We start from the raw sequence: 22,224 nt of genomic DNA on the forward strand, positions 1-22,224 counted from the left end.
TTCTTTCGGGAGAGAAGCTTTAGATTTGAAGCACATGGCTTCAAGTCTCCGGAGGGAGCCGCCGTCATGTCCGCCGCCACGCAGGAGCGCATGCCCGCCCTCTACCTCAGCCACGGCGCCCCGCCGCTCGCGGACGATCCGGTCTGGCCCGCCGAGCTCGCCGCCTGGTCCGCCGGCCTGCCGCGCCCGAAGGCGATCCTCATGGTCTCCGCTCACTGGGAGGAGGCCCCGCTCGCCATCGGCGCCACCGAGACCGTTCCTCTCGTCTACGACTTCTGGGGCTTCCCCGAGCACTACTACCAGGTGCGATACGGAGCCCCCGGCGCCCCCGAACTCGCCGAGTCCGTACGCAAGCTGCTGCGCGCCCCCGGCATCCCCGTGCAGGACATCCCGGACCGCGGCCTCGACCACGGCGCCTACGTCCCCCTCGTCGAGATGTACCCCACCGCCGACATCCCCGTCCTGCAGATCTCCATGCCGACCCTCGACCCGGTGCGGCTCATGGAGATCGGCCGCAAGCTGGCGCCGCTGCGCGACGAGGGCGTGCTGATCGTCGGCTCCGGCTTCTTCACCCACAACCTGGCCGCTCTGCGGCAGGGCGGAATACCCGCGTGGTCGGTGGAGTTCGACGACTGGGGCCGCCGGGCGCTGGAGAACCGCGACTGGGACGCCCTGCTGGACTTCCTGCACAAGGCTCCGGCCGGCCGCTACGCACACCCGCGCACCGAGCACTTCGCCCCGCTGTTCGTGACGATGGGCGCGGCGGACGCGGCCGGTGAGCTGGAGGCGACGCAGAAGTCGGTGATCGAGGGGTTCTGGATGGGGCTGGCGAAGCGCTCGGTGCAGTTCGGCTGAGGCCCGGCCTTCCGGCCCGGCTCAGAGCTCCTTCTCGTACCAGGCGACGTCCCAGTACCGGCCGAACTTGCGGCCCACCTCGCGGTACGTGCCGACGTACCGGAAGCCGAACCGCTCGTGCAGCCGGGTGGACGCCTCGTTCGGCTGGGCGATACCGGCGTAGGCGCGGTGCACGTCCTCCTCGGCCAGGGCTTCGAAGAGGGCCTTGTAGAGGAGGGTGCCGACGCCTCGGCGGCCGGCGTCCGGCGCGAGGTAGACGGTCACCTCGACAGAGGTCTCATAGGAGGGCTTCGGCCGGAAGGCGCTGGATGTGGCGTAGCCGAGAATCCGCTGTGAGTCGGCCCCAGGAGCCCCCTGGGTGGCAACCATCAACCGGTGCGGGCCGTCTTCAGGGTGGGAGAGCAGCCAAGGGCGGCGCTCTTCCGGCGTGAAGACCGCGGTATCGAATGTGATGGGCGTCTCACGTACATAGTGGTTGTAGATGTCGGTGAGGGCTTCGAGGTCACTCTCGACTCCCGGTCTGACCTGCACCTCTGTACGTGCCGACGGCATCGGGCCTCCTCGTGTGGCCGGACAGGGTACTGCAAGATCAGAAAAATCTAGGGGTGGGTTGGGAATTCTGTCCTGATTCCAGTCGTTGTTTCCATCGGATGCAGGGCACTCGAGAAGAGTCCCAAGCGTTTACGAATCACCCGCCCGCCCACATCGCAAGGGAGCACGCATGGCAACCCGTGCCGTCGCCCGTCGTCAGTCCGCCACCGGCGGGACCGTCGACAAGGCACGCAGTGTTCGCGCCCATGGTGGCGAGATCGCGGACCGCGACCTGGTCGGCATGTACCTCGACGAGATCGCGCGCACGCCGCTTCTCGACGCAGCCAAAGAGGTCGAGCTGTCACAGATCATCGAGGCGGGTGTGTTCGCAAGGCAGGTCCTCGACGGCCACGAGGAGGCCAGGGCGGACGCCACCCGCGAGGAACTGGAGGCCCTGGTCGCCGACGCGGAGCGGGCCAAGGACATCTTCATCCGCTCCAACCTCCGCTTGGTCGTCGCGGTGGCCCGCCGCTACCCGCGCAGCGGCCTGCCCCTCCTCGACCTGGTCCAGGAGGGTAACGCCGGCCTGGTGCGTGCGGTGGAGAAGTTCGACTACCGCAAGGGCTTCAAGTTCTCCACGTACGCCACCTGGTGGATCCGCCAGGCGATCACCCGCTCCATAGCCGACCAGTCCCGCACCATCCGCCTCCCCGTCCACCTGGTCGAGGAGCTGGGCCGCATCCGCCGAGTGCAGCGCGAGTTCAACCGCGAGCACGGCCGCGACCCGGAGCCCGCGGAGATCGCCGCCGAGCTCGGTTCGAACCCGGACCGCGTGGTGGACGTCCTGGACTGGGCCCGCGACCCGGTCTCGCTGAACATGCCGGTGGACGACGAGGGCGAGACCCAGTTCGGCGACCTGCTGGAGGACACCTCCGCGGCCTCCCCGGAGCAGTCGGTCCTCACCCTCCTGCGCAGCGAGGAGCTGGACGACCTGATCGGCCGCCTCGACCAGCGCACCGCGTCCATCATCAAGATGCGGTACGGCATCGAGGACGGTCGCGAGCGCACCCTGACCGAGGTCGGCAAGGAACACGGCCTCACCCGCGAGCGCATCCGGCAGATCGAGAAGCACGCGCTGCTGGAGCTGAAGAAGCTGGCGCGCAGCACCGGTTTCGACGCCGCCGCGTAACGTCACGGGCACAGGGCGTGCAAAGGGTGCGGCCGCGTACGCCGGGTGGCGAAAGACCGCGCAAACATGGCGCGTATCGCCGCTTTCAACCGCCAGGACCCCGGGAACAAGACCTCCAGGCAAGGGAGTTCAGCCTCCGAGGACACTGACCCGCAACGCACCGGGTCCCACCGACCAAGTCCCGACGCACTCCCCCCGGCGCCGGGACTTTCCCCGAGCCGGGCTTCGGCGCCCAACCCCCCTGGGTGCCGGGGCCCGGCTCTTTCTCGCGCCGGGGCAGGCCTGGAAGGGTGGGCCACCCCGTACCTGAACCACGGGGTGGCCCACCCGAATGGCAGATTGTGTCACATGGGCATAGCCTGCCGAACGTGAGCAGTCCCACCCCCGATTCCTCCCCGTCCCTCACGGAGCGACGCAAGGCGGCAACCCGCATGGAGATCGCCCGCGCCGCGGCCGGCCTCTTCGTAAGACGCGGCCTGAAGTCCACCCGAGCCGAGGACATCGCCCAGGCCGCCGGCATCGCCCCGCGCACCTTCTACCGCTACTTCGCCACCAAGGAAGAGGCGGTGGCCCCCCTCTACGCGGCAGGCGCCGACCGCTGGTCGCAAGCGGTCCGCAAGGCCCCGCCCGACCTCACCCTTCCCCAGGCCCTGGAACACGCGGCCCGCCACACCCTCACCCCCGGCACCGCAGTCTCAGCAGCCTCCTGGGACTGGGTCCGGACCCTGGTCCGCCTGGCCAACTCAAGCCCCGCGCTGAGAAAGGTATGGGCGGAGGTCTGCCACGAGTCGGAGACGACCCTGGCGGAGGTACTGGCCGCAAGGACAGCAGGCCCCGGCAACGACGACAACGTTGCCGCACCCTCCCCCTCCCTCCACTTCGCAGCCGCAGTGGCCGCCGCCTCAGTACGAGTGGCCGTAGAAGTCTGGGCAGCAGGCGACGCCCCACCAGAGGGCCCGGGGGGCCCAGCGGCCCTGGCGATGCGCAACCTGGCGACGCTGAGGGACTTCCCCTGGGAGGACGTATAGCCACGGCGGAAGCGGCGACGGCCCGCAGCCGCGTACGGCGGGAAGGGGCCGTGCCGGGGGGTGTCCGCCCGCAGCGCCGGGCGTCAAGAACCAGCACCTCTTGAGTGAGCTCAACCGCCCGACCGAGGACGGACACCCCCCTGGCGCGGTCCCGACCCACCCCTCACCCCCCGGCGCGGTCCCGACCCACCCCTCACCCCCGGCGCGGTCCCGACCCACCCCTCACCCCCCCGGCGCGGCCCCGACCCACCCCTCACCCGCCCCCGGACATACCCGCCCGACTCAACCGTCCCCCCAACTCCCGCACAGCCCGCACCAGTTCCCCGGGCGACTCCACCACGAACTCACACCCCACCATCGCCAACCGCACCCCCATCCAGTCAACGGGATCACTCGTGCTCCCACGCAACCGGCACCGCGACGCCCCCACCGCCTCGGGCACCCCCATCCACCCCGGCAACCGAGCCCCCACCACCTCGACGGACGCCGCGAACGTGACCACGAACTCGTACGACTCCTGCCGCCGCCACATCGACTGCCGCAGATACTCCGCCGCACTCCCCGTAGGCAACTCCCGCGGAGCGAACCGCGCCCCCGTGGCGAACGGCTCGCTCACCCGGTCGACCCGGAACGTCCGCCAGTCCCCCCGGTCGAGGTCGTACGCGACGAGGTACCAACGCCGCCCCGTCGACACCAGCCGATACGGCTCGACCAGCCGCCGCGACCCCGTCCCGTCCCCCGCCCGGTACGCGAAGCGCAACCGCTCCTGCCCCGCCACACTCGCCGCCATCACGGTCAGCGTCTCGGGCGCGATACTCGCCCCGTCCCCACTGGTCAGCGGCGTGGTCGCGGCCTGCAGCGTGGACACCCGGTGCCGCAGCCGCGACGGCAGCACCTGCTCCAGCTTCGCCAGCGCCCGCACGGACGCCTCCTCCACCCCCTCCACCGCGTGCCCGGCCCCCGCCCGGAGCCCGACCGCGATCGCCACCGCCTCCTCGTCGTCGAGGACGAGCGGCGGCATCGCCTTGCCCGCGACAAGCCGGTAGCCGCCGTCGGCGCCCATGCTGGCCTGCACGGGATATCCCAGCTCCCGCAGCCGGTCGATGTCCCGCCGCACCGTACGCCGGGACACCCCGAGCCGGTCGGCGAGCTCACCGCCGGGCCATTCACGGGGCGTCTGAAGAAGGGAGAGAAGAGTCAGGAGCCGTGCCGGAGTATCCGTCGTCATGTATCCGAGGATCCCCTACAAGTAGGACACGATCCGACCTAATGCGGTCCTATCTTCGATGCATGACCTCCTCCGAAACGTCACCCACACCTCAGCCCGCCCCAGGCGACCGCCGCCGATGGTTCGCCCTGGCGATCGTGATGACCGCGGCTTTCATGGACCTCGTCGACGTCACGATCGTCAACATCGCCATCCCCTCGATCCGGCGGGAGGCCGGCGCGAGCTTCAGCCAGATCCAGTGGATCACCGCCGGCTATGCGCTCGCCTTCGCCGCGGGCCTGATCACGGGTGGCCGTCTCGGCGACATCCACGGCCGCAAGCGGCTGTTCCTCATCGGCATCGGCGGCTTCACCATCGCCTCGGCGCTGTGCGGCTTCGCGGCGAACCCGGAGATGCTGGTCGCCTCCCGCATCCTGCAGGGCGCGATGGCGGCACTGATGGTCCCGCAGGTCCTGTCGATCGTGCACGCCACGTTCCCGGCGCACGAACGCGGCAAGGTCTTCGGCCTGTTCGGAGCGGTCGTGGGACTCGGCGCGGTCACCGGCCCGCTGCTCGGCGCACTGCTCACGGAGTGGAACCTGTTCGGCCTCGAATGGCGCCCGATCTTCCTCATCAACCTCCCGGTCGGCATCGCGGGCCTGATCCTCGGCAGCCGCTACATCACCGAGTCCAAGGCGCCGAAGGCCCTGAAGCTGGACCTGGTCGGCGTCGCCCTCGTCACGCTCGGCCTGCTGATGCTGCTGTACCCGCTGACCCGCGGCCGTGAGCTGGGCTGGCCGCTGTGGGGGTACGTGTCGATGGCGGGCGCGCTCGTCGTCCTCGCGGTGCTGGTGGCGTACGAGAGGCGCAAGGCCGGCCGCGACGGCTCCCCGCTCGTCGAACTGTCGCTGTTCAAGGTGAAGAGCTTCGCGGCGGGCATCGCGGTGCAGACCGTGTTCGGTGTGGCGCTCGGCATCTTCTTCCTGGTCTGGACGATGTACATGCAGTTCGGGCTGGGCTGGAGGCCGCTGAAGGCGGGCCTGACCGGGATCCCGTTCTCGATCGCGGTCTCGGTGGCGGCCGGCATGTCCGTGCAGACGCTGGTGCCGCGCTTCGGCCGCAAGGTGCTGCAGGCGGGCGCGCTGGTGATGGCGCTCGGCGTCCTGCTCTACATCTGGGAGTCCGAGCACTACGGCCTGTCCATCGCGCCCTGGCAGATGGCTCTGCCCTTGATCGTCATGGGCGTCGGCATGGGCCTGATCGTGGCGCCGCTGACGGACGCGATCCTGTCGGAGGTGCCACGTGAGCACTCCGGTTCGGCGTCGGGTCTGATCAACACCGTGCAGCAGATGGGCAACGCGCTCGGCCTCGGCCTGGTGTCCGTGGTCTTCTTCGGCGTCATCGACGATCGGCTGACCGAGTCGGCGCAGGGTCCGGCGATGGGTGCGGCGTTCGCGGACGGCTTCCAGCATGCGCTGGGCTGGGTGGCGGCGGTGATGGCCGTCATCTTCCTGCTGATGTTCGCGCTGCCGAAGCGGCCTGCGCAGCATGTCGAGGAAGCGGAGGAGCCGTCGCCGGCGGCGGAGAAGGAGCCTGTGCTGGTGCCCTGAGAGCGGGGGCGGCGAGCGGAACCTCGGGCAGCCTGAGAGCGGGAGGAGGGCCCGGCACTTCGGTGCCGGGCCCTTCGGCATTCCCGTTCATGCCCGATTGGGCCCGAACCTGTTTACTTTCCGGAAATCCAGGCGTAGCCTCCCGCTGAAACCACAAGTTCGGGCACAGTTCGGAGGCGAACGGACATGTACGCACCGGAGCGGCAGCAGGAGATCCTCCGCCTCGCTCGTGACGGCGGCCGCGTGGACGTCCTGTCGCTGGCCGAGGAGTTCCAGGTCACGGCGGAGACGATCCGCCGTGACCTGAAGGCCCTCGACCGCGCCGGGCTCGTGCGCCGTGTGCACGGTGGTGCGATCCCGGCCGGGCGCCTGGACTTCGAGCCGGATCTCGCCGAACGCGAGTCGACGGCGGCCGACGAGAAGGACCGGGTCGCGAAGGCGGCCGTCGCCGAGCTGCCGACCGAGGGCACGATGATCCTCGACGCCGGTACGACGGTGGCCCGCCTGGCCGCCGCGCTGCCGCTGGAGGCGTCCCTCACCGTCGTCACGCACAGCCTGCCGATCGCGGCCCGGCTCGCGGACCACCCCGGCATCCAGCTCCACCTGGTCGGCGGCCGGGTACGGCACCGCACGCGCGCCGCCGTGGACGCCTGGGCGCTGCGCGCGTACGGCGAGATCCGCGCCGACGTCCTGTTCGTCGCGGCCAACGGCTTCTCCGCCGAGCACGGTCTGACCACCCCGGACCTCGCCGAGGCCGCGGTGAAGCGGGCCGCGGTGGCCGCGGCCCGCCGCGTGGTGCTGCTCGCCGACTCCTCCAAGCACGGCCAGGAGCACTTCGCCCGCTTCGGTGACCTGAGCGATGTGGACCTGCTGATCACCGACAGCGGGCTGAGCCCCGAAGACGCCACCGCGATCGAGCGCGGCGGCACGGAAGTAGTGCGCGCATGATCCTCACCGTCACCCCGAACCCGTCCCTGGACCGCACCTACGAGGTGCCGTCCCTCGACCGCGGCGAGGTCATACGCGCCACCGGCGAGCGCATGGACCCGGGCGGCAAGGGCGTGAACGTCTCGCGCGCCGTCACGGCCGCCGGGCAGCGCACGGTCGCGGTCCTGCCCCTGGGCGGCGCGCCCGGCGCGCTCGTCGCCGACCTGCTCGACGCGCAGGGCATCGAGGTCGCGCCGGTACCGGTCGCCGGCGCCACCCGGTCCAACATCGCGCTCGCGGAGTCGGACGGCGTGCTCACGAAGATCAACGCGCCCGGGCCGCGGCTGTCGGCCGCCGAGCAGGAACTCCTGCTGGAGACGGTCCGCGAGCAGTCGCGCGACGCCGACTGGATCGCCTGCTGCGGCAGCCTGCCGCGGGGGCTCGCCCCGTCCTGGTACGCCGATGTGGTCACCCGGGCGCACGCGGGCGGCGCGCGGATTGCGCTGGACACCTCCGGACGCGCCCTCCTCGAAGCGCTGCGTGCCCGGCCCGACGTGGTGAAGCCGAACGCCGGGGAACTCTCGGAGGCTGTCGGGCGCCCCCTGACCACCGTGGGCGACGCGCTGAAGGCCGCCGAGGAACTGCGCGCGATGGGCGCCGGCGCCGTACTGGCGAGCCTGGGCGCGGACGGGCAACTGCTCGTGGACGGCTCGGGCGCCTGGTTCGGCAGCGCGCGCGTGGACGTCGTACGCAGCAATGTCGGCGCAGGTGACTCCTCCCTCGCCGGTTTTCTGATCGCCGGGGGAGCCGGGCCCGAGGCGCTCGCCTCCGCCGTCGCGCACGGTGCGGCAGCCGTACAGCTGCCCGGCAGCGTGATGCCCTCGCCGGCCGATCTGGACCCGACCGCGGTGACGGTCACGGCCGAGGTGCCGGTGGACCGCGTACTGAAGGAGCCGGCGTCATGACGAATGTCGTGGTTGTCACAGTTCTCGCCGATCCGGATCGTGACCGGCGAAGCTCGGCGTTACTCACGGCCACCGACGGACGGCAGCGCATCCTGAGCCGCTCGGCCGCCCGGGGGAGGCGGGTTCTCCCCGACCTCGCCTCCTCCGTCCCTGCCTCCCCCCACCGCATTCATGCCGCCCCCCACGGCACCCCCGTCCCCTTCACCGCCCACCAGACTCTCCGGGCGATACGCGTGCGAAGGAGCCCGCGATGAGCGACATGATCACCGCGGACCTGGTCGATCTCGACCTGTCCGCCGACACCAAGGAAGCGGCGGCGCGTGCCCTCGCCGAGCGCATGGCGGCCCTGGGCCGGGTGACCGACCTGGAGGGCTTCCTCGCCGACGTGGCCGCCCGCGAGGCCCAGATGCCGACCGGCCTGGACGGCGGCATCGGCATCCCGCACTGCCGCAGCGAGCACGTCACCGAGCCCACGCTCGCCTTCGGGCGCAGCGCCGCCGGCATCGACTTCGGCGCTACGGACGGCCCGGCCGACCTGATCTTCCTGATCGCCGCTCCGGCGGGCGCGGACGACGCCCACCTGACGATCCTGTCGTCGCTGGCCCGGCAGCTGATGAACCCCGAGTTCACGGACGCGCTGCGGTCGGCGGGCGATGCGGCGTCGGCGGCGGCGCTGATCCGGGGGGACGAGCCTGCGGCGGAAGGGGCGGCCGAGGCGGAAGGGGCGGCCGAGGCGGAGAGGCCGGTCGGCACCGCCGGTGCCGAAGGCTCTGGAGCCCCCCAAGACTCCGTGGCGTCGTCGGTGGCGGCCTCCGCCGACGACGCCACGGGTACCTCTTCCTCCGACGCTCCCGACGCTCCCGGCGCTGACCGCCCCTTCCGTATCGTCGCCGTCACCTCCTGCCCGACCGGCATCGCCCACACCTACATGGCGGCCGAGTCGCTGGAGAACGCGGGCCGCGAGGCGGGCGTCGAGCTGGTCGTCGAGACGCAGGGCTCGGCCGGCTTCACCCGGCTCGACCCGGCCGTGATCGCCGCGGCGGACGGCGTGATCTTCGCGCACGACGTGGCCGTACGGGAGAAGGACCGGTTCGCGGGGAAGCCGACCGTCGACGTCGGCGTGAAGGCGGGCATCAACCGCCCCGCCGAGCTCATCTCCGACGTCCGCGCCAAGGCGGAGCGCGGCGAGGCCACCGCCGCCGCCCGGCCCGGCGGGGGCACCCCGGTCGAGCGCGCGGGCGAGCCCGGCGAGGGCTACGGCACCAAGCTGCGCAAGTGGCTGATGTCCGGCGTGAGCTACATGGTCCCGTTCGTCGCGGCGGGCGGTCTGCTGATCGCCCTCGGCTTCGCGATCGGCGGCTACCAGATCAATGAGGCCAAGTCGGTCACCGAGCACTTCGACTGGGGGCAGGTCGACAGCTGGGGCGCGCTGCTGTTCCAGATCGGCGGCGCGGCCTTCGGCTTCCTCGTCCCGGTCCTCGCCGGCTACATCGCGTACGGCATGGCGGACCGCCCCGGCCTCGTGCCCGGCTTCGTCGGCGGTGCGATCTCCGTGACGATCGGCGCGGGCTTCCTCGGCGGTCTGGTCGCCGGTCTCATCGCGGGTGGGGTCGTCCTCGGCATCCAGCGCATCAACATCCCACCGGTGCTGCGCGGCATCATGCCGGTGGTGGTGATCCCGCTGGTGTCCTCGGCGGTCGTCGGCTTCCTGATGTTCGTGGTGATCGGCAAGCCGATCTCCGAGGCGCAGAACGGCCTGACCGACTGGCTGAACAGCCTCTCCGGCGCCAACGCCGTCCTGCTCGGCGTCCTGCTCGGCCTGATGATGTGCTTCGACCTCGGCGGCCCGGTCAACAAGGTGGCCTACACCTTCGCGACGGCCGGCATCTCGGTCGCGGCGCCGAGCGACTCCGCGATGAAGATCATGGCCGCCGTGATGGCCGCCGGCATGGTCCCGCCGCTCGGCATGGCCCTCGCCACCACGATCCGCAAGAAGCTGTTCACCACCGCCGAGCGCGAGAACGGCAAGGCCGCCTGGGTCCTGGGAGCCTCCTTCATCTCCGAGGGCGCGATCCCCTTCGCGGCGGCCGACCCGCTGCGCGTGATCCCCGCCTCCATGGCGGGCGGCGCGGTCACCGGCGCGCTCACCATGGCCTTCGGCTCGACCCTGCGCGCACCGCACGGCGGCATCTGGGTCACCTTCCTGATCGGCAAGCCGTTCCTGTACCTGCTGGCCATCGCGGCCGGTACGGCGGTCACGGCGGGCCTGGTCATCGTCCTGAAGGGCATGCGCAAGACGGCCCCCCAGGGCGTCGCAGCCGCCGAGCCGCCGACGGCAACGACCGCGGAGGCGAAGCAGCCGGTGGCGGCATAAGGCCTCCGGCCTCCGCTCTCCGCTCTCCGGCCTCCGGCCTCCGCGGTGACAGCCTCCCGCGTGTCCCTTTGGGGCACTGTGAGTTGTTCACGGCACCTGCGAGATACGTCACGGTCCGGGCCCAATGGCCCGGACCGTGTTGTCTACTGGAGCGTATGCCTGAGAACGTCTCGATCATCCAGCTGCTGGGCCCGGTCGTCCTCGCCCTGGCAGCTGTGCTGTGGGTGATGGGGCTGGCCCGCCTCCTGCGCCGCACCCGTCCCGAGGCCACTCCCTGGGCACTTCCCGGCCTCCCGGCCCAGCGGCAGACCGCCCCGGCCCAGGAAGCCGTGGAACTGACCCCGGCAGAACGGGACGCGTTCGCCGGCCTGGTACGCCAACTCGACGACCGCCGCTGAAGAGCTGCGCCGCTTGGACGGACCCGGCGCCCCGGTCGGCGCTCAGCCCGGCCACATACGGCAGATGCGCTCGCGGTGCCTGCGGCACTCGGCCCGCCGCCTCCGGCACCTGATCGCGCCCGCCACCAGCGGGACCCGTGCTCGGCACCTCCGGAACACGCGCACACCGCCTGCGCCCGCCATCCGTGCGGCGCTCACACCCGCCTCGTGCGGCACCCGCGGTCGCGACCAGCGGGACCTGCGCCCACCGCCTCCGGCACCCACGCTGCTGGCTCCGGCACCCTCGCTACCGCCTCCGGCGCCCGTGCCGCCCCCTACGGCCCCCGCACCGCCCCTACGGCACCTGTGCAGCCCGCCGTTCCATCGCGTCGCGTGCCGCGTCCTCGCTGGTGTACACCTCGCACATGTGCTGGCCGTCGGGTGTGGCCGTGTGCTCGACCTCCCAGAGGGAGATCTCCTGGCCGTCGCGGAGCAGGAAGGCATGTTCGTAGAGGGAGAAGCAGAGCCCGGGGCGGCCCGCGCGGCCCGGGCGGCCGAAGGCCTGGGTGATCTGGTGCGCGAACGCCGTGGTCAGCAGGGCGACCGTCGCCGGGTCCGGCCGGTCCGGGTTCTCCGCGCGGCGCAGCAACCGGCGCGCGTGGTCCGCCGAGTCGTCCGGCCCATACGCGTGCCGGGGCGCGGGGATCGGCGACAGCTGCACCGTCACCGGCAGTTCGAAGTCCGGCGCGTCCGGCGGCAGCGGCAGCCGCCCGGTCGCGGCGCGCAGCTCCTCCTCGTCGACGTACACCTCGTGCTGCGGGGCCCGGCCCCGCGCGGTGTTGTGGACGAGCTCCCACAGTGTGAGCGCCGACCCGTCGGCGAGCAGCCAGGTGTGCCGGTACGTCTCCCTATGCAGGCCCGCGCTGTGATGCGCGGAGTGCAGCGAGCTGTCGTGAGCCAGCGCACAGTCGAGCCGTCGTATCGTCTCGTCGGGCAGCTCGAACGAGTTCAGGGCACGGCCGAGGAGTCGCGCGAGGTGCTCCTCCGGAGACTCCGGCGACTCGGGTGGTTCGTACGCTGCCGTCTCGTACGGAACGCTCAAGGTTTCTCCCGGCGTTGCTGCATGTCACCTTGTGGGTGCATACCGTAGCCCCTCGGTCGGACATCATGTCCGGGAACCGAGAAAACGTACGTCCGGTAAAACGCGTGGGCCGCGCGAGAAGTTCCCGCGCGGCCCGACGAACTGTCAAGAATCCCTGCTCGGACGGTACTTCAGTGGGTCACGCGGCGCTGCCCGCGACCCATTCGTTCCACGACATGTTCCAGCCGTTGAGCCCGTTGTCCGGCGTCACGGTCTTGTCGGGGGAGTTCTTGACGATCACCACGTCACCGAGGATGGAGCTGTCGTAGAACCACTTGGCGGGGGTGTCCCCCTGCCCGCCCTTCATGTCCTGCAGGCCGACGCAGCCGTGGCTGGTGCCCTGGCTGCCGAAGGGCGGGTTGCCCTGGTTGTACCAGTAGTTGCCGTGCAGGAAGGTCCCCGACTGCGTCAGCCGCATCGCGTTCGGCACGTCCTTGATGTCGTACGCGTTGGCGAGATCGACCGTGCGGCTGTCCATGCGGACCTTCTTGTACTTCTCGGAGATCACCATCTGCCCGTTGTAGGTGGAGAACTCCGAGCTGCCCGCCGAGATCGGCACCGACTTGACCGTCTTGCCGTCCCGCACGACCGTCATCGTCTGCGTGCTGACATCGACCGTGGAGACCTGCGAGCGCCCGACGGTGAAGGTGACCGTCTTCTTCTGCACCCCGTGGACGCCGTTCGCACCCTCGACCCCGTCCAGGTCGACCTTCATCGTGACCTTGGAGCCGGCCTTCCAGTACTCCTCGGGCCGGAAGTCGAGCCGCTGCCCGTTGAACCAGTGCCCGACCACCTTCTGGCCACTGCTGGACGTGACCGAGATGTGCGACTGCACGTCCTTCTTGTTGCTGATCGCCTTGTCGAAGTTGAACGACACCGGCATGCCGACCCCGACCGTGGTGCCGTCGTCGGGCGTGTACGTCCCGATGAAGCTGTTGGCCTTGGACACCGTCGAGAAGGTCGAGTCGGCCGCGGCGCTGCGCCCGTCGGCGTCCTTCGCGGTGGCCGAAATCTGATATTTCGTCCCCCGCTCCAGCTGCTCCTTCGGCTTCCAGCTGACTCCGTCGGCGGCCAGGGAGCCCGGCACGGCCTGTCCCGTCCCGGCCACCGTCATCTTCACCTCGGTCAGCTTGCCGTCACTGACCTTTACGCCGGTCGAGTTGATCGACGCCCCCGTCGAGCCGTCCTTCGCCGAGATCGCGATCTGCGCTGCGGAAGTACTGGACGAGTCATTGCCGCCCTTTCCGTCCTCGTGATCGGCGTTGGCGCCTCCACCGCAGGCGGTGAGCGTCAGAGCGCCGATCATCAGGGCGGCACAGGCCCCCACTGCGCGCCGCGCTGCTATGTCCGGCGTTGTCACGAGTTACTCCATCTTTATGCGATCTACGGGATCCGTTCCGTTCCACGGTGGAAGAGGCCACCGCCACGGGACCGGGTTCCCAACGTGCTCCGTGAACGCCATCACGTGACACAACCGGGACAATCGCCCGCGGCGCCCGCGGGGGAGCTCCTCCGTTACCCCTGCCCGTTATCGCTCCCCGTTACCGGTCCCTGTCACCGCTGCCCGTACAACTCCCCGTACGACGGCCACACTCCACCCGGCCCGTTCACCGGCGCAGCCGCCCGCACGGCCCGCACGATCGCCCGCGTCAACGCGTCCGCGCCCGCCGCGAGAAGCTCGTTCAGCGCGAGGGGCTGCCCGGCGTCGAGCGGACGGTCCCCGGTGGCCAGCGCGAACACGGTGTCCCCGTCGTTGAGCAGATGCACCGGCCGTACGGCCCGCGCGATGCCGTCGTGCGCCGTGCCGGCCAGCTTCTGCGCCTGCGCCTTCGTCAGGTCCGCGTCGGTGGCAACCACGGCGAGCGTGGTGTTGAGCGGGGGCGGCGCGTTCTTCGCCGCGCTCTCGGCGAGGCTCCGGCGCGCGCCCTCGTGGACGCTCTCCTCCGGGTAGTCCACGCGCCCCTGGAACAACTCCCCGTACAGAACCCCGGTCTCGGGATCCACGGCCGACCCCGCCGCGTTGGCCACCACCAGCGCGGCCACCGTGATCCCCGAGTCGAGGACGACGCTCGCGGTGCCGATCCCGCCCTTCACCGGCCCGACCGTCGCCCCCGTACCGGCGCCCACGCAGCCCTCCCGCACCGGGGCGCCCGGTTCGCTCGCCGCGGCCGCCTCGACCGCCGCCCGCCCGGTGGCCGCGTCCGGCCTCGCCCGGAAGTCGCCGCCCCGGCCGAGATCGAAGACACACGCGGCGGGCACCACCGGCACGACATGAGCCGGATCCACCCCGACCCGCACCCCGCGCCGCTCCTCCTCCAGCCAGGCCATCACCCCGGACGCCGCGTCCAGCCCGTACGCGCTGCCCCCGGTCAGCACGATCGCCTCGACCTTCTGCACGAGGTTGCGCGGATCGAGGGCGTCCGTCTCCTTGGTGCCGGGACCGCCGCCGCGTACGTCCACGGCGGCGACGGCTCCGCCCTCGGGCGCCAGGACGACCGTGGTGCCGGTGAGCCAACCGTCGCCGGTGCGTGTCGCATGGCCCACCCGCAGCCCGGCGACATCTGTCAGTGCGTCAACTGTCATGGGTCCAGTCTCGTCCAGCCACCGGTGCGCTCCCGCGAAGTCCGGCCGGACGGGGCCGGTCGGGCGACCGGCGCCTGACCCGTCCCACGTATCAGGCGAGCGGCGTCTCCGCCGTCGTCCCGTACCCTCGGGCTGCCCTACGGGCCGTCAGCGTCTCCCCGGTCACCACCGCCAGCGCCGTGACGATGCCGGCCACGAGCACCGCCCAATCGCCCAGGAAGGTGCAGCAGATCACCAGCAGCGCCGCGGTCGGCAGCACCAGCTGCTGGGAGATGCCCACCTTGAAGTAACGCGAGTGCAGCACCCAGACCGTGAGGAGATAGAGCGCCGTCGGCAGGGTCACCGCGGCCGACGCGGCCAGCGTCGAGATGTGCGCCTTGCCCACGGTCTGCTCCACCGCCACCTCCAGACCCGCGCCGATCGCGGCCGCCGACGCGAACACCACGTAGTGGCCGTAGCCCCACAGGAACGCCTGTCTGTTGGAGCGCAGATGGCCGTGGATGGGCACCACGAAGTAGATCCACCAGGAGGCGAAGATGATCAGCAGCCCGCCCGCGGCGATCGGCAGCACATCGCCCAGCGCGTCGTTCTCGTCGATGCCGGTCTTCACCGCCACCGTGGCCGCCGCGATGGTCTCGCCGAGCACGATGATCGTGAACAGCCCGTACCGCTCGGCGATGTGATGTGGGTGCCAGGACGTGGGGTGGTTCCTCTCCGCGAACGGAGGCACGCACATCTCCAGGATCGCCATCACCAGGAACAGCCAGGGCCTGGCGTCCTCGGGCAGGAGCACCAGGCCCACCCAGCCGATCTGGCACAGCAGCACACCGCCGGCGTACCGCTGGGCCATTCTCCGCTCCGGGCCCTCACTCGACCTGGCCACCCGCAGCCACTGCCCCACCAGGGCCAGCCGCATGATCACATAGCCCAGCAGCACCGCCAGGTACTCGTGGTCCTCGAACGCCCGGGAGATCCCGGCGGCCAGGACCAGCACACCGGCGATCTGGATCAGGGTGACGACCCGGTAGAGGATGTCGTCGTTGTCGTAGGCGGAGGCGAACCAGGTGAAGTTCATCCAGGCCCACCAGATGGCGAAGAAGACCATCGCGTAGTCGAGGATCCCCTGGCCCGCGTGGCTCTCGGCGACCGCGTGCACCAACTGGATGCCCGCCTGGGCGATGGCCACGACGAAGCACAGGTCGAAGAAGAGCTCCAGCGGAGTGGCGACCCGGTGCTCCTCACCCCGGCCACGGGCGGTGAGCCTGCGCAGCGGGCGGCGGTGTCCGGGTGGGCGGGGGGAGCCCGACGCGGGAGTGGAACTGGACGTCATGGGGACAAGCACAGCAGATGGAGCGGGGAATTTCTCCCGTAAGGGATCACCCGTGTGCGGGGGCGGGGGCCGTTGCCGCACGGGCCGTACCCTGGACGTATGAGCACCGCCCCCGCCGCCCCCGAACCGCGCGAGCCGAAGCCCGCGCTGGTCTTCGACGACCCGCTGGACCAGCAGTCCTCGGACGACACGGACCGTGGGTGGGGCGAGCGGCCCGGTACCGCCGGCGACAGCGCGGCCGACCTGAAGCGCTTCCTCGACGAGAAGCCGCCCCACCACCTCTGAGCCCTTACCGCTGGTTGTGCCCCGAGCCGCGCTGTGCGATCAGCGCGTCGCGGATCTCCTTGAGCACCTCCAGCTCGGTCACCTCGATGACCTCCTGCGTGCCCTCCTTCGCCTTGCGGCGGGCCTCCACGCGGGCCAGGTACTTCGCCATGGGCAGGACCATCAGGAAGTAGACGACCGCCGCGGTGATCGCGAAGCTGAGGGCCGCACCGAGGACGGTCCCCCACAGGATCTGGATGCCCTGCTCGCCCTCGCACGTCGAGCTCAGGCACGAGCTGTAGTGATCGAGGTTCTTGGTGCCGATCGCTCCGACCAGCGGGTTGATGATCCCCTTCACCACCGCGTTGACGATGTTGGTGAAGGCGGCGCCGATGACTACCGCTACCGCCAGATCGACGACGTTCCCGCGCATCAGGAAGGCCTTGAAGCCGTCCCAGACGCCCGGTTCCTTCTTCTCGCTCACCGCGGAGCCTCTCCTCGCATACGCAGGTTGTGGAACGAACAGCTCCGCAACCTACGTCAGGGCTACGCCATCCTGTCCAATCAGGCCACCTGAACGAGGGACTTGACAGGGCGTCCAGCGCCATGTGCACGACATGCGTGAGCCGGCTCAGCACAGCGTCACCGCCAGCCGTGCCGTAGCGCTCGCGCCCGCGAGGCGTGCCGCGGTGGAGCGCGGTACCGACAGCACGACCAGCGCCCCGCTCTCGCTCGCGGCGGCCGGCGGCTCCGGCACCTTCGTCACCCGTGCCCCGCGCGCGACCACGCGGGCCTCGCCGCCCGCCACGCTCTCCTCCGCGGCGATCACGTCGATCCGGTCGCCGGGCCGCAGCAGTCGCACGGTGGCCCCGTCGGAGATCCGCACCGGCGCGGACACCGTCTCGACGGCACGCGTGTTTTCGACGGTCCGGTGCGGGCGGACCGGCTCCGCCACCGGATGCCCGCGCGCCCGGTCGGCCGCACCCGGGCCCGCCGCCACGAGCGCCGCCGCAGTGACCGCGAGCCCGGCTGCCACGGCCCGCCTGCGCTGCCGCGAAAGCCGGCCCAGCCGGTACCGCCCGCCGCGCACCCGCACCGGGGCGAAGTGCGGCACCTCGCAGACGGCGGGCGCGTCCGTGCCCAGCGGGAGCGGGGCAACGGGGAAGGAAGACAGGGAAGGAGACGAGGGAGGAGACGAGGAAGGGGACGACGGAGCAACGGACACGTGGACCACCACCTGTGACGACGGAACGGCTTGCGAAGCCACGATGAGGCATCGCGCCGCCGCCCGCCGGAGCCCGTGGACTACCGACCGGTTGTGGACAACTCCCTCGCCCGAACGAGGAGTTCCGCCCTCCCGCAGGCCCCTACGGCAGCTCGAACCCCGGATCCATCCCGCCCAGCGCCCTGGTGCACAGACAGTCCCGCTCGTCGTTCGCAGGCAGCGCGGCCACCGCGTCGAACAGGACGCCCCGCAGCCGGTCCACGTTCGCCGCGAACACCTGCAGCACCTCGTCGTGCGAGACGCCCTCGCCGGTCTCGGCACCCGCGTCCAGGTCGGTGACCAGCGTCAACGAGGTGTAGCAGAGCTCCAGTTCACGGGCGAGAGCCGCCTCGGGGTGGCCGGTCATGCCCACTACCGACCAGCCCTGAGCCTGGTGCCACAGCGATTCGGCACGGGTCGAGAAGCGGGGTCCCTCGACCACGACCAGCGTGCCGCCGTCCACCGGCTCCCAGTCCCGCCCCCGCGCCGCCTTCAGCGCGGTCGCCCGACCGGTCGGGCAGTAGGGGTCGGCCAGGGAGACGTGTACGACGTTCGGCACAGCGCCGTCGGGCAGCGGCAGACCGTCGAAGTACGTCCCCACCCGGGACTTCGTACGGTCGACCAGCTGGTCCGGCACCAGCAGCGTGCCCGGTCCGTACTCGGGCCGCAGCCCGCCCACCGCGCACGGGCCGAGCACCTGGCGCGCGCCGAGCGAGCGCAGCGCCCACAGGTTGGCCCGGTAGTTGATCCGGTGCGGCGGCAGATGGTGGCCGCGTCCGTGCCGGGGCAGGAAAGCGACCCGCCGGCCGGCGATCTCGCCGAGGAAGAGGGAGTCGCTGGGCGGCCCGTAGGGGGTGTCCACCTGTATCTCGGTCACGTCGTCGAGGAACGAGTAGAAGCCGGAGCCGCCGATCACGCCGAGTTCCACGTTCGCCTTGTTCGCCATGCCCGCACCCTAACCGCACCCGGAAATGCCGAGGACCCCGTCGCCGGATGACGACAGGGTCCCGTAAGGAATGACTCCTACGCGGCGGAGCTGCCGGCGGAGGTGCCGGCGCTCGACGGCTTCGAGTCCGAGGAGGACGAAGACGACGAGGAGGATGACGAGGACGAGTCGGACGAGGAGGTCGTCGACGACTTCGACGACGCCGACGAGCTGCTCGACGAGGAGCCGCGGCTGTCGTTCCGGTAGAAGCCGGAGCCCTTGAAGACGATGCCGACCGCGGAGAACACCTTCTTGAGGCGGCCCTGGCAGTCGGGGCACTCGGTCAGGGCGTCGTCGGTGAACTTCTGCACCGCTTCGAGACCCTCGCCGCACTCGGTGCACTGGTACTGATAGGTGGGCACTGTCTTCCTCCTGGCACTCTCACTCGATGAGTGCTAACGACGGTCCATAGTGACGTATTCCAGCCGCTCAGTCCACTGCCACCGGCACGCGGTGACCCACGCCACGTGCGACCGTACGGCTGCCGGACCGTGTCTCGAGCCGAGAGCGCAGTGCCACCAGGGTCGCCAGGGCCAGCAGGGTGCCGCCCATCGGCACCAGGAATCCGGCGCCGCCCCAGAAGCGGTCCTCCAGCTGACCGGCGACGGTGACGGCGGCGGCCTGGCCGAGCGCGACCGCACCCGTGAGCCAGGTGAAGGCCTCGGTGCGGGCGCCGGCCGGGACCAGGCTCTCGACGAGCGTGTAGCCGGTGATCAGCGCGGGTGCGATGCACATGCCGACGAGCAGACCGAGGCCGGCCAGGACGAGCACCGAGTGCGCGGCCCACAGGCCGGACGCGGTCAGCGCGAGGGCGGCGTACCCGACGAGGAGGCGGCGCTGCGGGGCCACCTTCCACGCGATGGCTCCGCAGGCGATGCCGGAGAGCATGTTGCCCGCGGCGAAGGTGCCGTACAGGACGCCGTTCAGGCCGGCCTCGCCGATCGACTCGGAGAAGGCGGCCAGCGAGACCTGCATGCCGCCGAAGACGGAGCCGATGCCGAGGAAGGTCACCATCAGTACGCGCACACCGGGGATGCGCAGAGCGGAAGCGTGCTCCACGCGCGCGTGCCCGACGGCGGTGACCGAGGGCTGCGTGCTCTTCTGCGCGGCGAACAGCAGACCGCCGAGCAGCGTGAGCGCGGCCTCCGTGATCAGGCCCGCAGCCGGGTCGACGGCGGTGCACAGTGCGGTGGCCAGCAGCGGGCCGACGACGAAGGTCAGCTCGTCGGTGACCGACTCGAAGGCCGCGGCCGTCGTCATCAGGGGAGCCCTGGAGCTTCACGCCCCAGCGGGCCCGCACCATGGGCCCGACCTGCGGCACCGAGGCGCCGGTGGGCACGGCGGCGACGAACAGGGCCCACAGGGGCGCGTCGGTCAGGGCGAGCGTCGTCAGGGTCAGGCCGGACAGGGTGTGCAGCAGGACGCCGGGGAGCAGAACGGCACGCTGGCCGTAGCGGTCGGCGAGGCGGCCGCTGTAGGGCGCGAACAGCGCCATGGAGACACCGGTGACGGCAGCGGCGGCGCCCGCCGCCCCGTAGGAACCCGTGGTGTGCTGCACGAGCAGCACGATGGAGATGGTCAGCATCGCGAACGGCTGGCGGGCCGCGAAGCCGGGGAGCAGGAACGTCCAGGCGCCGCGGGTGCGCAGCAGCTGTCCGTATCCCGGGCGGGAGGAGGCCGGCGCGTCCTTCGACGGCTCGGTGGTGACCGTGGATGCCACGGCCCGTGCCTTTCTGCCGCCTGGTAGCGCGGCCCCTACGGGTCGGGGGCGGCGCCGAGAGCTGTCCTCTTGCGCGGAACTGCGGTAGATACCGGCGCCCACTTGAGGAAGGACGTCCCGGCCGCCATACGGTCGCGCCAGCTCTGCGTCAGGCAGAGTTGGTTCGATCTGGGTGCTCCTGCATAGTACAGGGGAAAGCGGCTGTTGATCCTGTGAAAACGAGCACTACGCGGCGCTCCACCTGCGATTGGACAGGCCCTTTCCGGCCGTCCCTCAGGTCGCCCCTCGGACCCCCTCTCAGGCCGTCCCGTTCGTCCCCAGCCACCCGGCCAGCTTGCCGCCGGCGCCCACGGCGCGCAGCCGGCGCTCGGCGGCGTCCCGCACCGGGTCCGTGGCGACGACGAGCAGTTCGTCCCCGTGCCGCAGCACCGTGGTCGGCAGCGGAACGAACGATTTTCCCTCGCGGACGACGAGCGTGACGGCGGCCCCGGCAGGCAGCCGCAGTTCGTTGATCTCGACGCCGTGCATCTTCGAACCGTCGGGGATCACGAAGGACAGCAGGTGCCCGCGCAGCCGCTCCAGCGGCGCCGACTCGATGCCGAGGTCGTCGGCCTCGGGTCCCCGGCTCAGGTGCAGCTTGCGGGCCAGCCAGGGCAGGGTCGGACCCTGCACCAGGGTGTAGACGACGACCAGGACGAAGACGATGTTGAAGATGCGGCGGCTGTCCTCGACGCCGGCGACCATGGGGATCGTCGCCAGGATGATGGGCACGGCCCCGCGCAGCCCGGCCCAGGACATCAGGGCCTGCTCCCGCCAGGCGACGCCGAACGGCGTCAGGCACAGGACGACGCTCAGCGGCCGGGCCACCATGGTCAGCACCAGCCCGATGACGAGCGCGGGCAGGATGTCGTCGCCCAGCTCGTGCGGGGTGACCAGGAGGCCGAGCAGGACGAACATGCCGATCTGCGCGATCCAGCCGACCCCGTCGGCGAACCCGCGCGTGGCCGGCCAGTGCGGCAGCTTGGCGTTGCCCATCACCATCGAGGCGAGATACACGGCGAGGAAACCGCTGCCGTGCGCCATCGCGCCAGCCGCGTAGGCGGTGACGGCGATGGCCATGACGGCGATCGGGTAGAGGCCGGAGGCGGGCAGGGCCACGTGCCTGAGTCCCCAGGAGCCCACGAAGCCCACCGCGATGCCGATGGCGGCGCCGATCGCCAGCTCCAGCGTTATCTCGCCGAGCAGCGCGTACCAGTGCTCGATCGGACCGTGCTCGGAGAAGGCGACGACCAGGATGACCACGGGGGCGTCGTTGAAGCCGGACTCGGCCTCCAGCGTGCCCGTCACGCGTGATGGGAGGGGGATCTTCCGCAGGACGGAGAAGACCGCGGCGGCGTCGGTCGAGGAGACGACCGCCCCGATGATGAGCGCCTGCCGCCACTCCAGCCCGACCAGATAGTGCGCTGCCGCCGCCGTGACTCCGACGCTCACCGTGACCCCGACCAGCGCCAGCGCGGAGGCGGCCGGAAGGGCCGGCTTGACCTCCTTCCACTTCGTGCCCAGGCCACCTTCGGCCAGGATCACGACCAGCGCCGCGTACCCGATGACCTGGGTCAGCTCGGCGTCGTTGAAGCTGATACCGCCGATGCCGTCCTGGCCCATGAGCACGCCGATGCCCAGGTATACGAGCAGGCTGGGGAGCCCGCTGCGCGAGGAGATCCGGACCGCGGCGACCGCGACGAGCAGGACTAGCGAGCAGACGAGCAGGAGCTGGTTGAGGTCGTGGACAGTCAGCGGCCGTTCCCTTCCCTGGCCCGCACGCACGCGCGCGTGGGCTCACGTACATAGGACACGAAGTGGCGGTTCTCCGCACC

General features: G+C 71.1%; 20 protein-coding genes and 1 pseudogene. 9 read left to right on the top strand and 12 right to left on the bottom strand.

What is annotated here, in order from left to right; all coding sequences use genetic code 11:
- The first annotated feature begins 66 nt into the window (after nt 1-66).
- A complete protein-coding gene (locus tag OHO27_RS24080; RefSeq protein ID WP_328427060.1) occupies nt 67-855 on the top strand; it encodes a dioxygenase family protein in 789 nt (262 codons plus the stop codon).
- A gap of 21 nt (nt 856-876) precedes the next feature.
- Here the strand turns inward: OHO27_RS24080 and OHO27_RS24085 are convergent, their stop codons facing one another.
- The gene (locus OHO27_RS24085) at nt 877-1,407 is read right to left on the bottom strand and encodes a GNAT family N-acetyltransferase (RefSeq protein WP_328427061.1); all 531 of its coding nucleotides are present in this window, start codon (nt 1,405-1,407) and stop codon (nt 877-879) included.
- A gap of 169 nt (nt 1,408-1,576) precedes the next feature.
- On the opposite strand from OHO27_RS24085, the gene OHO27_RS24090 reads away from it, so the two are divergent.
- Nucleotides 1,577-2,575, top strand: a complete 999-nt coding sequence (locus tag OHO27_RS24090) for a sigma-70 family RNA polymerase sigma factor (protein ID WP_328427062.1) — start codon at nt 1,577-1,579, stop codon at nt 2,573-2,575.
- Nucleotides 2,576-2,943: 368 nt separating this feature from the next.
- Entirely contained in the window at nt 2,944-3,603 is a 660-nt protein-coding gene (locus OHO27_RS24095) for a TetR/AcrR family transcriptional regulator (protein ID WP_443059579.1), read from the top strand.
- Between the two features lie 253 nt (nt 3,604-3,856).
- Here OHO27_RS24095 and OHO27_RS24100 read toward each other — a convergent pair whose 3' ends face one another.
- The gene (locus OHO27_RS24100) at nt 3,857-4,831 is read right to left on the bottom strand and encodes a helix-turn-helix transcriptional regulator (RefSeq protein WP_328427063.1); all 975 of its coding nucleotides are present in this window, start codon (nt 4,829-4,831) and stop codon (nt 3,857-3,859) included.
- Between the two features lie 62 nt (nt 4,832-4,893).
- On the opposite strand from OHO27_RS24100, the gene OHO27_RS24105 reads away from it, so the two are divergent.
- From OHO27_RS24105 to OHO27_RS24125, 5 genes are all read left to right on the top strand, one after another.
- Nucleotides 4,894-6,420, top strand: a complete 1,527-nt coding sequence (locus tag OHO27_RS24105) for an MFS transporter (RefSeq protein WP_328427064.1) — start codon at nt 4,894-4,896, stop codon at nt 6,418-6,420.
- A gap of 186 nt (nt 6,421-6,606) precedes the next feature.
- Nucleotides 6,607-7,368 carry a DeoR/GlpR family DNA-binding transcription regulator gene (locus OHO27_RS24110; protein WP_328427065.1) on the top strand — a complete coding sequence of 254 codons (762 nt, stop codon included), beginning with the start codon at nt 6,607-6,609 and terminating at the stop codon, nt 7,366-7,368.
- Entirely contained in the window at nt 7,365-8,312 is a 948-nt protein-coding gene (pfkB, locus tag OHO27_RS24115; protein WP_328427066.1) for a 1-phosphofructokinase, read from the top strand. The genes OHO27_RS24110 and pfkB overlap by 4 nt, the downstream gene beginning before the upstream one ends.
- 250 nt (nt 8,313-8,562) lie before the next feature.
- Nucleotides 8,563-10,686: a PTS fructose transporter subunit IIABC gene (locus OHO27_RS24120; RefSeq protein WP_328427067.1), complete on the top strand. Its 2,124-nt coding sequence runs from the start codon at nt 8,563-8,565 to the stop codon at nt 10,684-10,686.
- Nucleotides 10,687-10,841: 155 nt separating this feature from the next.
- Nucleotides 10,842-11,084 (top strand): hypothetical protein, encoded by a 243-nt coding sequence (locus tag OHO27_RS24125; RefSeq protein WP_328427068.1) that lies wholly within the window; start codon nt 10,842-10,844, stop codon nt 11,082-11,084.
- A gap of 334 nt (nt 11,085-11,418) precedes the next feature.
- Here the strand turns inward: OHO27_RS24125 and OHO27_RS24130 are convergent, their stop codons facing one another.
- The 4 genes from OHO27_RS24130 to OHO27_RS24145 all read right to left on the bottom strand — a co-directional run bounded on the left by OHO27_RS24130 (nt 11,419) and on the right by OHO27_RS24145 (nt 16,117).
- Nucleotides 11,419-12,165, bottom strand: a complete 747-nt coding sequence (locus tag OHO27_RS24130; protein WP_328427069.1) for a DUF6227 family protein — start codon at nt 12,163-12,165, stop codon at nt 11,419-11,421.
- Nucleotides 12,166-12,343: 178 nt separating this feature from the next.
- On the bottom strand, nt 12,344-13,564 hold the full coding sequence (locus tag OHO27_RS24135) for a L,D-transpeptidase (RefSeq protein ID WP_328427070.1): 1,221 nt from the start codon (nt 13,562-13,564) through the stop codon (nt 12,344-12,346).
- A gap of 194 nt (nt 13,565-13,758) precedes the next feature.
- Nucleotides 13,759-14,787 carry a P1 family peptidase gene (locus OHO27_RS24140; protein WP_328427071.1) on the bottom strand — a complete coding sequence of 343 codons (1,029 nt, stop codon included), beginning with the start codon at nt 14,785-14,787 and terminating at the stop codon, nt 13,759-13,761.
- A 91-nt stretch (nt 14,788-14,878) separates the two neighbouring features.
- Nucleotides 14,879-16,117, bottom strand: a complete 1,239-nt coding sequence (locus OHO27_RS24145) for a low temperature requirement protein A (RefSeq protein ID WP_328427072.1) — start codon at nt 16,115-16,117, stop codon at nt 14,879-14,881.
- Between the two features lie 99 nt (nt 16,118-16,216).
- On the opposite strand from OHO27_RS24145, the gene OHO27_RS24150 reads away from it, so the two are divergent.
- A complete protein-coding gene (locus OHO27_RS24150; protein WP_328427073.1) occupies nt 16,217-16,402 on the top strand; it encodes a hypothetical protein in 186 nt (61 codons plus the stop codon).
- Nucleotides 16,403-16,406: 4 nt separating this feature from the next.
- Here the strand turns inward: OHO27_RS24150 and mscL are convergent, their stop codons facing one another.
- The 6 genes and pseudogenes from mscL to OHO27_RS24180 form a co-directional block, all read right to left on the bottom strand.
- Nucleotides 16,407-16,865 carry a large conductance mechanosensitive channel protein MscL gene (mscL, locus tag OHO27_RS24155; RefSeq protein WP_328427074.1) on the bottom strand — a complete coding sequence of 153 codons (459 nt, stop codon included), beginning with the start codon at nt 16,863-16,865 and terminating at the stop codon, nt 16,407-16,409.
- A gap of 147 nt (nt 16,866-17,012) precedes the next feature.
- On the bottom strand, nt 17,013-17,555 hold the full coding sequence (locus OHO27_RS24160; protein WP_443059714.1) for a hypothetical protein: 543 nt from the start codon (nt 17,553-17,555) through the stop codon (nt 17,013-17,015).
- A 193-nt stretch (nt 17,556-17,748) separates the two neighbouring features.
- Entirely contained in the window at nt 17,749-18,591 is an 843-nt protein-coding gene (locus OHO27_RS24165) for an S-methyl-5'-thioadenosine phosphorylase (RefSeq protein ID WP_328427076.1), read from the bottom strand.
- 77 nt (nt 18,592-18,668) lie between these two features.
- Nucleotides 18,669-18,992: an FmdB family zinc ribbon protein gene (locus OHO27_RS24170; RefSeq protein ID WP_328427077.1), complete on the bottom strand. Its 324-nt coding sequence runs from the start codon at nt 18,990-18,992 to the stop codon at nt 18,669-18,671.
- A gap of 67 nt (nt 18,993-19,059) precedes the next feature.
- Nucleotides 19,060-20,350, bottom strand: a pseudogene (locus tag OHO27_RS24175) (MFS transporter).
- Between the two features lie 297 nt (nt 20,351-20,647).
- Complete coding sequence (locus OHO27_RS24180) at nt 20,648-22,174, bottom strand: potassium/proton antiporter (RefSeq protein WP_328427078.1); 1,527 nt, start codon at nt 22,172-22,174, stop codon at nt 20,648-20,650.
- Between the last annotated feature and the right edge of the window lie 50 nt (nt 22,175-22,224).

Origin of the sequence: Streptomyces sp. NBC_00443 (assembly GCF_036014175.1) — a bacterium.
Classification (GTDB): domain Bacteria; phylum Actinomycetota; class Actinomycetes; order Streptomycetales; family Streptomycetaceae; genus Streptomyces.